The sequence below is a fragment of the Sulfurospirillum arcachonense DSM 9755 genome, assembly GCF_000597725.1.
GTDB lineage: Bacteria > Campylobacterota > Campylobacteria > Campylobacterales > Sulfurospirillaceae > Sulfurospirillum_A > Sulfurospirillum_A arcachonense.
The window spans coordinates 129,493-141,468 of sequence record NZ_JFBL01000007.1; the positions used below are offsets into that span (position 1 = coordinate 129,493).

14 protein-coding genes are annotated in these 11,976 nt (G+C 30.1%); 2 read left to right on the forward strand and 12 right to left on the reverse strand.

All coding sequences use genetic code 11. The features are described 5' to 3' along the window. The first annotated feature begins 135 nt into the window (after nt 1-135). Nucleotides 136-963 (forward strand): prephenate dehydrogenase, encoded by an 828-nt coding sequence (locus tag K354_RS0107295; RefSeq protein ID WP_024954849.1) that lies wholly within the window; start codon nt 136-138, stop codon nt 961-963. Here the strand turns inward: K354_RS0107295 and K354_RS0107300 are convergent. The 12 genes from K354_RS0107300 to K354_RS0107355 all read right to left on the reverse strand — a co-directional run bounded on the left by K354_RS0107300 (nt 941) and on the right by K354_RS0107355 (nt 10,583). Beyond that, on the reverse strand, nt 941-2,353 hold the full coding sequence (locus tag K354_RS0107300; RefSeq protein ID WP_024954850.1) for a BatD family protein: 1,413 nt from the start codon (nt 2,351-2,353) through the stop codon (nt 941-943). The genes K354_RS0107295 and K354_RS0107300 overlap by 23 nt on opposite strands. Further along, the gene (locus K354_RS0107305; protein WP_024954851.1) at nt 2,337-4,025 is read right to left on the reverse strand and encodes a VWA domain-containing protein; all 1,689 of its coding nucleotides are present in this window, start codon (nt 4,023-4,025) and stop codon (nt 2,337-2,339) included. Before K354_RS0107305 ends, K354_RS0107300 begins: the two co-directional genes overlap by 17 nt. Continuing rightward, nucleotides 4,022-4,930: a vWA domain-containing protein gene (locus tag K354_RS0107310; protein ID WP_024954852.1), complete on the reverse strand. Its 909-nt coding sequence runs from the start codon at nt 4,928-4,930 to the stop codon at nt 4,022-4,024. Before K354_RS0107310 ends, K354_RS0107305 begins: the two co-directional genes overlap by 4 nt. Beyond that, nucleotides 4,920-5,261 (reverse strand): hypothetical protein, encoded by a 342-nt coding sequence (locus K354_RS0107315; protein ID WP_024954853.1) that lies wholly within the window; start codon nt 5,259-5,261, stop codon nt 4,920-4,922. The genes K354_RS0107310 and K354_RS0107315 overlap by 11 nt, the downstream gene beginning before the upstream one ends. Next, nucleotides 5,249-6,040 carry a DUF58 domain-containing protein gene (locus K354_RS0107320; RefSeq protein ID WP_024954854.1) on the reverse strand — a complete coding sequence of 264 codons (792 nt, stop codon included), beginning with the start codon at nt 6,038-6,040 and terminating at the stop codon, nt 5,249-5,251. Before K354_RS0107320 ends, K354_RS0107315 begins: the two co-directional genes overlap by 13 nt. Next, entirely contained in the window at nt 6,037-6,984 is a 948-nt protein-coding gene (locus K354_RS0107325) for an AAA family ATPase (protein WP_024954855.1), read from the reverse strand. Before K354_RS0107325 ends, K354_RS0107320 begins: the two co-directional genes overlap by 4 nt. 102 nt (nt 6,985-7,086) lie before the next feature. Continuing rightward, on the reverse strand, nt 7,087-8,085 hold the full coding sequence (locus tag K354_RS0107330; RefSeq protein ID WP_024954856.1) for a beta-ketoacyl-ACP synthase III: 999 nt from the start codon (nt 8,083-8,085) through the stop codon (nt 7,087-7,089). Between the two features lie 10 nt (nt 8,086-8,095). After that, complete coding sequence (gene plsX / locus K354_RS0107335) at nt 8,096-9,085, reverse strand: phosphate acyltransferase PlsX (protein WP_024954857.1); 990 nt, start codon at nt 9,083-9,085, stop codon at nt 8,096-8,098. After that, nucleotides 9,086-9,238, reverse strand: a complete 153-nt coding sequence (gene rpmF, locus K354_RS0107340) for a 50S ribosomal protein L32 (protein WP_024954858.1) — start codon at nt 9,236-9,238, stop codon at nt 9,086-9,088. A gap of 114 nt (nt 9,239-9,352) precedes the next feature. Then, entirely contained in the window at nt 9,353-9,706 is a 354-nt protein-coding gene (locus K354_RS0107345) for a YceD family protein (protein WP_024954859.1), read from the reverse strand. 6 nt (nt 9,707-9,712) lie between these two features. Beyond that, nucleotides 9,713-10,126, reverse strand: a complete 414-nt coding sequence (ndk, locus tag K354_RS0107350; RefSeq protein WP_024954860.1) for a nucleoside-diphosphate kinase — start codon at nt 10,124-10,126, stop codon at nt 9,713-9,715. A 172-nt stretch (nt 10,127-10,298) separates the two neighbouring features. Then, on the reverse strand, nt 10,299-10,583 hold the full coding sequence (locus K354_RS0107355) for a DUF362 domain-containing protein (protein ID WP_024954861.1): 285 nt from the start codon (nt 10,581-10,583) through the stop codon (nt 10,299-10,301). A gap of 133 nt (nt 10,584-10,716) precedes the next feature. On the opposite strand from K354_RS0107355, the gene K354_RS0107360 reads away from it, so the two are divergent. Continuing rightward, nucleotides 10,717-11,976: Cache 3/Cache 2 fusion domain-containing protein (locus tag K354_RS0107360; protein WP_024954862.1), on the forward strand; the 1,260-nt coding region annotated here is incomplete at its 3' end.

Sequence of the window (11,976 nt, forward strand, 5' to 3'; positions counted from 1 at the left end):
TCCTAGTTGTTAGTTTTATATAAAGTGGATATAATACCATTTTTAGAATTAATCAAGAGTAAAAATATAATTTTTTTCACATATATAAATTATTCTATATAAAGTATTCGCTTCAATAAAAAGGAGACATCATATATGAAAATTGGAATTATAGGCTTAGGTCTTATGGGAGGCTCCTTAGGACTTGCTTTGCAAGATACTAAATTGGCATCTAATATTTTAGGATATAGTAGAAACTTAACAACCTGTGAAGAGGCTTTAGAACTTGGGCTAGTACATGAAATAGCTTCATTTGAAGAAATTAAAAAATGTGATATTATCTTTTTAGCTATTCCTGTTGAAGCTATTATTAGTACTCTTAAATTATTAGAAGATATTAGCCCCAAAACTACTGTAATTGATTTAGGAAGTACCAAAGAAGAAATTATAAAAAATGTACCTGCTTCGATTAGAGAAAATTTTATTGCTGCTCATCCAATGTGTGGTACAGAAAAATTTGGTCCAAGCGCTGCATTTAAAACGCTTTACCACGATAACATCGTTGTCTTTTGTGATACAAAAAACAATTCTGATCTTCATAAAAACAGAGCAACACAAATTTTCTCTCATATTGGAATGAAAATAGTTTTTATGGATGCAAAAGAACATGATGAACATGCTTGTTTTATCTCTCATTTACCTCATGCAATAAGTTATGCTTTAGCAAATAGTGTTATAGGACAAGAAGACCCCAAAAGTATTCTTCTTCTCGCTGCTGGTGGTTTTAGAGATATGAGTAGACTTGCAAAGAGTTCGCCATTTATGTGGTCTGATATTTTCAAACAAAATAAGAAAAATCTAATTTCCTCAATTGATTTATTTGAAAAAGAATTAAAAAAATGCAAAACTATGATTGAAGAAGATAATTACGAAAAATTAGAGCAGTGGATGGGTGATGCCACTACTCTACATAAAATTCTTTAAGAACTTTTTTATCTATTTTATTTTTCCCATTGGAATATAAGTTTTCCTCTAAAGCCAAGATTTGTTTATCTATTTCTTGGCTTTTCCCTCTATATTGCAACATCTTTTTTAACAATTCTCTATCATTCTCAAATTTTGGTAAAACATACTCTTTTTTCCTAAAAAAATACACTAATATTATAATACAAATAGTTACTAAAACACCACTAATAAATGCTACTACAATGCTTGTATTATCACTCTGTTTCCTTACTATTGTTGGTGCTTCTTTTTTTACAGCACCTATTTGTACTTCTTTTTCAACTTGAGTACTATCTACATGTATTTGTATTGGTTCTGTCTTTTTAGTTACTATTTTTTTTGTTGTTGCATCATAATATTTTATCTCTAAAGAAGGTATCGTAAAATCATTCATAGAAGAAATAGAAAATTTTTGTGTGAATTCTCCTTGTATCGTTTGGTTAGCAGCAAAACTTTTCACTTCTGGTTTATCTGCATAAATATTGGCTCCATCAATACCTAATTTATATGCTTCTATATCATCAAAATTACCACTTCCACTAATTTTTAAAGTTAAATTTATGCCTTTATTTTGCTCAATACTGTTTTTATCAACACTTGTGCTTATTGTAAAATCACCATTTAGATTTGTTCCTTTTAATTCATCTACATGTAAAGGTATCTCATTTGAAATAACAGATTTCCACACTAATTGATTTGTTAACATGTTAAACATATCTCTTCTTGGACTAAGAACTCCTACATCTACTCTTGAAGGAGTTATTTTAAAATCTCCTGCTTTTTGTGGAAATATAAAAAAATTCATCTTATGAACAACAAAACCATTTTCTCTCGTCGGTTGTACTTTTTTTCCCTCTTTAACCCAAAAATTTGCAAATTTTGGAGGACTAAATCTCAAATCTTTTACCTCTTCAGTCTCTTTTCTCTTAAAAATAACTTCCAAAGGGACTGCCTCAAATTGCATAACATGACTTTTTTTTATTTTCATTTCTAAAAGAAAAGGACTATTAGTTATATCTGCTTTTTTTACCTCTACATGTAAAGGTTTTGTAATTTCTTCCTTTCCATCTACTTCTATTTTAAAAGAAGGTATATCGACACTTGAAAGTGGCAAAAAAGTATAATGCTTTTCAATACTTCTTGTCCATTTACCATTTATTCCAGCTCTTCTTTCTTGTGTACCTGTTGAAGTTATCTCATAACCACCAATATCAGATATATCTGGAAATTTCACATCAGAAGTATTTGCTTTTAAAACAAGAACTACTCTTTCACCTGCAACCACACTTGTTTTATTTACAAATGCCTCTGCGGCAAAAAGATTGTTGATTAATAAAAAAAGAAAAAACAGGCTACCAACTAATCTCATTTTGCTCTCCTTTTTTTAGCTTCATAGGTTGTGTTTTAAATTTATTTTCATTCATTCTTTTTTCCCATTTTTTTGCTTCTTCTTCACTCATTTTTTTCGTTTTTTTCTTTTGTACTTTTGAGTTTTTTTGTTCACTTTTTTTATTCTGTTTTTTTTCGTTTTCTTTATTTCGCTTTTTTTGCTTCTCTGATTTTTTATCGTCTTTGTTTTTCTTATCTTTATTTTGTTGCTTATTTTGTTTTTTTTCTTTTTTCTTATCTTTATTTTTTTGATTATCTTTTTTCTTCTTATTATTCTTGTTATCTTGCTTCTTTTTTTGTTGTTGTTTCTTTTTTTTCATTAGTTCTAAGTTAGCTTGAGTGTCTTCATCATTTTTTAATTTCAAAGCTTTTTCATAACTCTTAATTGCCTCATCTATTTTTCCAAGATTTGCATAAGAGTTCCCAATATTATGAAGTCTTTTAAACTCTTGCTCATTTTTAAAATTTTCTATACTCTTATATGTTGTTAAAGCCTCTTTAAACTTTTTTTGTTTATATAAGGCATTGGCTTTATCATATTTTGCACTATCAGACCCAATTTTAGAAAAATACTCATCTGCTTTTTGATACTCTTTGTTTTTATAACTTGTATTAGCTTTATGAATATCTATAAAGTCAAACATACCAGCCTTACTATCTACATGTAAAACTAAAAGTAACATCATTAAAGGAATACGCGGTGAATTAAAGACAAAAAACAACAAGACTACACAAAGTATCAAAGGATAATAAAAAAGCTCTTGCGCACCCTCAAACTTGTCTCGTTTGACCTCTTTTTTATCTACTGAACTCTTTATTTCTTTGCTCAACCAATCTAACTTTGAAAGACTTCCAGTAGAACTCAAAAATGCTCCTCCACTCATACTTGCTATTTTTGCCACACTATCATCTCTTTTACTAATAACAATATTTCCTTGTTTATCTTTTACAAGTCCACCATTATCATTATTTAATGTACTCCCTTTTTTGGTTCCAATATTGAGTACATGTAAAACAAATCTATTTTCTTTAATATACTCACTAATTTTATCAATATTCCTCCCATCTGCTCCATCACTCACTAAAAGAACAGCTTTTTTCTTATCCTGTGTAGATTCATACACTTTTTTTGCTGCACTTAAGGCAGAAAGAATTTGACTTCCTTTTGAACTAAGTGAGTTTGTATCTAAATTAGAGAGTAAAAATTTAATACTTTTAAAATCATTACTAAAAGGAGAAACTAAAAATGCATCATTCGTAAAAGCGATAACAGCAATATTTGCTTCAGGTATTTTATCCATTAAATCGTAAATTGCTTTTTTTGCATAATCTATTCTATTTGGGAAAACATCGTTTGCTTTCATTGAGCGTGAAATATCAAGAGCAATCACAAGGTTAAAACTTTTTACATCAATTTGGCTCATTTTATCTGTGACTACTACTGGACGCGCTAATGCAAAAACCATACAAACAAAAGAGATAACTAAAAGATAAAATCTTATATTTTTACCAAACACTTTTACTGAATTAATTTGAAGTTTTTGGAGTATCTCTTTTGAAAAAACTTGCTCTATTTTTGAAGATTTTTTAGCTCCATAAAAAAATAAAACTAAGAATAGAAGTACTAATACCCAAGGATACACAAAACTCATTTTCTAGCTCCTCTTGAGTATAAAACTATATAAATAAAAATAAAAAGTAGCGCTAAAGAAAGAGGATACATGTAAAGATAATTAGTATTATACTGTGCCTTTTCATCGAGTTCACTTTTTTGTAGTTTATTTATGTAATTATAAATTTTTTCTAAATTATCTGAGTCACGAACAGAAAAAAACTCTCCACCACTTTTTTGAGCAATAATTTTTAAAGCCCTTTCATCATAATCTCCATATCTTCCTATTCCTATTGTAAAAACTTTAAGCTTTTCACTTTGTATTGCCCTTAAGGCTGCTTCAAAAGGAATTTTACTTGCTGTATCAAAACCATCTGTTAACAAAATCACAACTTTTTCTTTTACCTTGCTCTCTTTTAAAAGTCTTGCTGATAAAAACAATGCATCATACATAGCTGTTTTACTTCCAGCGACTCCTCTTTTTACATTGTTAAGTAAACTTGCACTACTTTCATGATCAAAGCTAAGAGGAGATGCCACATAAGCAAAATCCCCAAAAACAATTATTCCAACATGATCATTTATTCTCTCTTTAATGTATTTACTAGCATTTCTTTTTGCAATATTTAATTTGTTATCAACTTCACCAAAAGAATTTGCAATCATTCTTCCTTGCATCGAGTCACTCACATCCATAAGTAACATTACAGCATGTGCTGGTTTTGTAGAACTTCTATCAATTTTGCTAATTGGTGAGGCCAAAGCAATTATGAGAGTTATAAGAGTTAACCATTTAAGTACTTCTTTGAAATAATCTCTTTTTACATGTAAAGATATTTTTGAAAAATTTGGCATATACATGTAAGCATTTTTGGGTTTCCAAATAAAACTACTCACAATAAAAACAAAAAGTATTAAAAAAACATAAGGATACTCAAATTCCATCAATGAACCTTTTGATTTTTTCTAAGTCCTCGTTAGAAAACTCTTCTATATTTTTTTTGTATTTATATTTCTTAAGATAAGCAAAATCTTCTTCACTCAACAAAGGTGCATACTTACTAAGAGTATATGCACTTGTTTTAGTATCTTCTAAATCTAGATTTTTTAACTCTTTTTTTGCAATTTTAATAGGGTCTTTAGCTCTTTTTTTCAAAACAATTTTTTTGATTAAAAAGTATAAAACAATCAGTGCTAAAAACACTATAATTATAAATATATACAAAGAATAATCTTCAATACTGATTAATCCCTTTATATCTCTTAACCCTTCCAATCTATCAACCTTATGCCACAATCTTTTAGATATTCACCAAATTTCAAATCTGCTTTTTTTAGATCTTTTTTATATTTTTCTACACTTCTTTTATCAAAAATGACATCTGCTTTTTCACCACTACTTGGGTCGACTATACCAATCTCACCTATAATACTTGGATCATTTTCAAAGGCATCTCTTACTCTTACAACCACAACTTCATGTTTTGCACTCAACGCTTTTAAATTTGGTATCTCTAAAAAATCACCTACTAAAAAAAGATAGGAACGTTTTTTTATGGAATTTAGTCCATACTCTCTTAATTTTTCATAATCAATCTGCTCATTTAAAACACTTACATGTAAAGCTTTTGCAGTTGCATTTATCACTCCACTCTCTTTTTTTGTAGGGCGTGTCTTCTCAATCAATCTATCACTAAAGAGTGAAAGTGTAAAAGTATCTGAGTTTTTAATAGCAGACAAACCTAAAATCGAAATGACTTCGGCTACTTTTTCTTGTTTTAATTTTTTAGTTCCAAAAAAAAGACTCCCACTCATAAGAGCAATGACTTCTACATTGACTTCTCGACTCTCGTAAAAACTTCTTAAATATATTTCACCTGTTTTTGCACTTGCATATGGATCTACTCTTCTTATATTTTCCCCATACTCATAAGGACGGATTTTGGCAAAATCATAACCATCGCCTATCTGCTTTGAGTTATGTTCTCCTAAGAGTTCCCCATAAATATATTTTTTTGATTTTGCTATGATTTTTTTAAGTTCAAAATCTTTCACGGTATAGGCAATGCCTCTATAATTTTGTCTATCACAGTATCAGTTGAAATATCATCTGCTTCTGCTTCATATCCTAAAATAATTCTATGTCTTAAAACATCTTTACAAACAAATACAACATCAACAGGAGTGACATAATCTCTACCACTTATAAGTGCTTTAGCTCGACTTGCTTTATGTAAATCTATAGTCCCACGAGGACTCGCTCCAAATCTTATAAGTGATTTTAATTCACCAAGACCATAGTTTTCAGGCTCACGCGTTGCAAATATAATATCTGCCATATACTCTTCTATCTGCTCATCAACATGAACTTCATCAAGTTTTGATTTTAAACTCTCAATCTCATCTTGACTCATTACACTTTGTATTTCTATTTTTGATTTATATGCTACTCGTTTTGCTATCTCTATTTCTTCTTTTTTTGTATTGTAACCAACATTGATTTTCATCATAAATCTATCAAGCTGGGCTTCAGGAAGTGAGTAGGTTCCTTCTGATTCTAAAGGATTTTGTGTTGCTAAAACAAAAAATGGATAAGGTAGTTTATAAGAGTTTTCAGCGATTGTTACTTGTCTCTCTTGCATTGCCTCAAGTAAGGCAGATTGTACTTTTGCAGGAGCTCTATTAATCTCATCTGCTAAAAGTAGATTTGTAAAAACAGGTCCATGTTTTGTTTCAAACTCACTATTTTTTGGATTATAAATTTGAGCACCCACTATATCACTCGGCAAAAGATCAGGAGTAAATTGTACTCTACCAAACTCTAATCCTAAAGTTTTTGCTAAAGTATTTATCATAGTGGTCTTAGCAAGTCCAGGAACGCCTTCAAGAAGAACATGTCCTTCACAAATAAGAGCAATGAGTAGCGAATCAATAACACTACTTTGTCCAACTATTAGTTTTTGAATTTCATCTTTTACATTTTGTAATTGCACGTTCATTTTACCTCTTCTTTTTTTAAAGAAGTAATTTTATCTAAGAGAAGTTAATAAAAAGTTAATTTATTCTATAACTAATAGTAATTCTTATAATAATTGTGTATATTAAAAGTTTTTCCCTGCAAATCTAATAAGAGCACTACCCCAAGTAAATCCACCACCAAAAGCGTCGAGCAACATCAAGTCACCTTTTTTGATTTTACCTTCTTCATAAAGGTCATTCATAGCCATAGGGATTGAGGCGGAAGAAGTATTTCCATATTTTGAAACAGTAAGTGCTGTTTTTTCAAGAGGAAAGTTAAGTTTTGTTCGAACTGCTTCGACAATTCTATAGTTTGCTTGGTGAGGAATAAACATATCCACTTCACTAGCATCTATCTTATTTTTTTCTAATATTTCAATAACATCATTTGTAAGAGTTTTAACAGCTACTTTAAAAACTTCATTACCACTCATCTTCATATATTGAAGTTTATCTTTTACATTATCTTCACGTATTGGATTTTTTGAACCACAGCCTGGTGTTATAAGAAGATCACCATAATTACCATCAGCACTTGCTAAAACATCTATTATAGCTTCATTTTTATCTTCAGTTGCACCAATAACAGCAGCACCTGCTCCATCTCCAAAAAGTATACATGTGGTTCTATCTTCATAATCAACTACACTACTAATTTTTTCAGCACCAATTATAAGTATATTTTTCTTTGCACCTGATTCTATAAAAGATTTTGCTAAAGAAAGTAGATAAACAAAACCTGTACAAGCAGCACTTATATCAAATGCCATTACATTTGTAATCCCAAGTTTTTTACTTATCATAGCTGCCGTTGAAGGCATAGTTAAATAATCTGGTGACAAAGTAGCACAAATGACCATATCAATTTCATTTATATTTATATCAGCTCTATCTATTGCTTTTAAGGCCGCTTTATAGCCTAAGTCACTTGTTACTTCGTCATCATTTGCTATACGACGCTCTTTAATACCTGTACGTTTTACTATCCATTCATCGCTGGTGTCTACCATTTTTTCTAAATCTTGATTTGTTAAAATATTTTCAGGAATATAACTTCCGATAGATCTCAGTGCAGCGTACAAAAAGTGTCCTTTAATTTTCTAGTTTAGATAATCCTATTTGGATATCTTCATTTATATTTGAATCAGAGAACATTATAGCTTGAAAAATAGCATTCTTAACTGCTTTTGAATTACTTTTACCATGGCCTATGATTGCACACCCTTTTATTCCTAAAAGAGGAGCCCCACCATACTCTGCGTAATCCACTTGTTTTTTTAGACTTTTAAATACTCTTCTCATCAAAAGTGCTCCAGCAATTGCTAAAGGAGATTTGCCAATATTGTTTTTTATAATTTTTGTTATAGATTCAGCTACACCTTCACTGGTTTTCAAAAGTATATTACCCACAAAACCATCACATACAATAACATTTATAGGACCATCAAAAACATCATTACCTTCAATATTCCCATGAAAACTTTCCATATGTTGCAATAGTTCATAAGCACCTTTTGTTACTTCATTACCTTTGCTTTTTTCTTCACCGTTAGATAACAAACCAACTTTAGGATTTTCAACTTTTAAAACATCTTTTGCATATGCTTCACCCATAACAGCAAACTGTGCTAAATGTTCAGCCTTGCAATCCACATTTGCACCAATATCTAAAACTAATGATGGTTTACCAGAAGCTCTTGGCATTAATGTTGCAATTGCCGGTCTCAAAACGCCTTTTAGGCGACCAATTCTTAGTGTTGCTAAACTCATTGTAGCACCACTATGTCCTACAGATACTACTGCATCTGCATCTTTTTCCCGTACTAAATTAACAGCTTTATAAATTGAAGTTTCTTTTCTTTTTAGTGCTTCAGTTGCACCATCACTCATATCTAAAATATCATCTGCTTGAACAAATGAAATTTTATCAAGATATGAAGCAGGGATGAGTGGTCTAATTTCTTCAATCTTACCTACTAAGATAGCATTAAAGTCTTTTTCTTTAAGAGCATTAATAGTGCCTTCTATAATAGGTTCTGGACCAAAGTCACCACCCATTGCATCAATTGCGATACGTATCATCTAGTTTTTATATTCGCCTGTTGTTTTATTAACATGGTGAGGCATTCTCCATGTACCATCAGAATCTTTAACTGGTACTGGTAATGTCACTTTATAATGTGTTCTACGTTTTGCTGCTCTTGTTTTACTTACACGTCTCTTTGGAACTGCCATTTTATTCTCCTAGAATAGATTTTATTTTTTTTTATTCGAAGAAAATCCGAATAAAATTTGTATATTTTCTTTTAAAGTTTAGAACAAGCTAAACTTTCACCTCTATTGTATTTGTTAGTTTTCTTTACATGTAGAACAGTAATAATAGTCACTTTGTAAAGTTCCTAATTCACTTTCTAACATTGTATCAAAATTTATTGACTCATCAAAAAACTCTATAACATCTAACAAATCATCATCACTTTTATAAACTCCGTCACTTGCAAATAATTTTACGTCTTCTTTTACATGTAAAGGAAAATCATTGCCACATCTATCGCATTGGTAATCTAAAGTTCCCTCTATTTTACCAATACATTGTACTAAATTTTTTGATTCTTTATTTGCTGTACCATAAAATTTAATATCTTTAATAGAAGTTTCAAAATCAACTCCGCTTGTTGGAACTTTTTTGAAAACTATTTGCATATGAAACTACTGAATTTCTCTTCCAGAAAAGAAAAAGTTGATTTCAATTTTTGCATTTTCTAGTGAATCACTTCCGTGAACTGCATTTGCATCAATACTTTCAGCAAAATCAGCTCTAATTGTTCCAGCATCTGCTTCTTTAGGGTTAGTTGCACCCATTAACTCACGGTTTTTAGCTAATGCATTTTCACCTTCAAGTACCATTACTACAACAGGACCACTTGTCATGAATTCTACTAACTCGCCAAAGAAAGGACGCTCAGCATGAACTGCATAAAATTCGCCTGCATCAGCAGCACTTAATTGTAATTTTTTCATTGCTGCAATTTTTAATCCGTTTGATTCAAATCTGTCAACAATTTTTCCAATTACGTTTTTAGCAACTGCATCTGGTTTGATAATAGATAAAGTTTGTTCCATAAATAAACTCCTAGTTTTTAATTAATATAATATTATGTGGGGTCAGAACGTGGGAGTATAGCAGAAAAAAGATTTAAAATCCATTAAATATACGAATTTATTTTAAAATTATCAAATTAGTTCAAATAAAAAGAAGTAAAAAGGGGGTCGTCCCCTTTTTACCTAATTGTGTTTATTCAACACAAGGAGTTTCACCATTTCTCATATCGCTTCCGATTTCATCACGACTTGGTTGTCCATCAAATGGAGCATCCCAAACTATACATCCTTCAGTAGGACATGCTTCAGCACAAGCAGGTGCATCATGATGACCTACACACTCAACACATTTGTCTGCAAATACATAATAAATATCTTCACCTGTTGGGTTATCATCTTCATCAACGATTGCTTCAACTGGACACTCATCAATACAAGCGCCACAACTAATACATGTATCTGTAATTTTTACTGACATTTCTATCTCCTTAGAAAATTTAATTATGAGAAACTATAGCAAAACTTAGTTAAAGATATATTAAAAATTTATTTAATAACAATTAATTATAACTGTAGTATAGTGTATTACTAAAATAAAAAGGATAATGGGTATGTTCAGTTCAATTACTAAAAAGGTGACATATGTTCAAGTTATTGTAATAATTGTTTCAATGATCAGTTTTATAGCCTATATAAGTAACTATTTAAATAACTATATACATGAAGAAACAGAGTTAAAATTAAATTCAAATGTAACTAGTATGGTTCAAACTATAAATACTTATAACAAAGCTTTAGAAAACAGTTCAATAAAACTATTTAATATTTTTAAAGAAAATTTTTATGGTTTTTATATTATTCCTGAAGAAAAAATTGATGTAAATGGAGTTTCTACTCCACTATTAGCAAGTAGTGAAGGTCAAATAAATAACAACTTTGCTGCAGTAGGAAAATTTACTGATTTAACGGGCGATGTTGCTACAGTTTTTGCAAAAGATGGTGATGATTTTGTACGTATTTCAACTTCTTTATTAAAAGAAGATGGAACAAGAGCTATGGGAACATATCTTGGTGGGGCTAAGAGTCCAGCATATAAATATATTATGGACAAAAAAACATATATTGGAAATGCTAGATTATTTGGAAAAGATTATATCACAGTCTATTCTCCAATACTTGATGAAGAAAATAATGTCATAGGTATACTCTTTATTGGTTATGATTTTACAAAAGGACTTAAGACATTAAAACAAGAAATGAAAAAAATGAAAATAGGCCAACATGGCTCATTTTACACTATTAATTTAAAAACAAAAAAATATGATATTCATAAATCAAAAACTGGGAAAATGGCTGACTCAAATATTGTAAAACAAATTATTGCAAAAAAAGATGGTTATATTACTTTTAAAGAAGATGGTATAGAAAAAGCCGCAGGATTCAAAACCTTTCCTAAATGGAACTGGGTAGTTGTAGGTGAAGTCAATTTAGCAGATTTTGAAAAAGCAAATGTAGAATTAAGAAAAAATCTAATTATAGCAGCGATAATTATGACTTTAATTATCATGTTAATTACTTGGTTAGTTGCAAAAAAAGTAGTTTCAACCCCACTAAATAATCTTATAGATAGGACAAATGATCTTTCAAGTGGTGATGGAGATTTAACTAAAAAATTAGAAATTATAGGACGTGATGAAATAGCACAAGCGAGTGAAGGTATCAACGCCTTCATAGAAAAAGTAAGAATACTTATAGCAGATGCAAAAAACCTATCAAATGAGAACTCTTCCATAGCACATGAACTCTCAACAACATCACTTCAAGTAGGAAAACTCTTAGAAGAGTCAACTGATGTAGTAAATACTACAACA

Coding starts and splice junctions, on each gene's coding strand:
- K354_RS0107325 (WP_024954855.1), bottom strand. CDS start 6,984: ATGAACGTGCAATTACAAAATGTAAAAGATGAAATTCAAAAACTAATA.
- ndk (WP_024954860.1), bottom strand. CDS start 10,126: ATGGAACAAACTTTATCTATTATCAAACCAGATGCAGTTGCTAAAAAC.
- K354_RS0107300 (WP_024954850.1), bottom strand. CDS start 2,353: ATGAGATTAGTTGGTAGCCTGTTTTTTCTTTTTTTATTAATCAACAAT.
- K354_RS0107355 (WP_024954861.1), bottom strand. CDS start 10,583: ATGTCAGTAAAAATTACAGATACATGTATTAGTTGTGGCGCTTGTATT.
- K354_RS0107305 (WP_024954851.1), bottom strand. CDS start 4,025: ATGAGTTTTGTGTATCCTTGGGTATTAGTACTTCTATTCTTAGTTTTA.
- K354_RS0107345 (WP_024954859.1), bottom strand. CDS start 9,706: ATGCAAATAGTTTTCAAAAAAGTTCCAACAAGCGGAGTTGATTTTGAA.
- K354_RS0107295 (WP_024954849.1), top strand. CDS start 136: ATGAAAATTGGAATTATAGGCTTAGGTCTTATGGGAGGCTCCTTAGGA.
- rpmF (WP_024954858.1), bottom strand. CDS start 9,238: ATGGCAGTTCCAAAGAGACGTGTAAGTAAAACAAGAGCAGCAAAACGT.
- K354_RS0107310 (WP_024954852.1), bottom strand. CDS start 4,930: ATGGAATTTGAGTATCCTTATGTTTTTTTAATACTTTTTGTTTTTATT.
- plsX (WP_024954857.1), bottom strand. CDS start 9,085: ATGATACGTATCGCAATTGATGCAATGGGTGGTGACTTTGGTCCAGAA.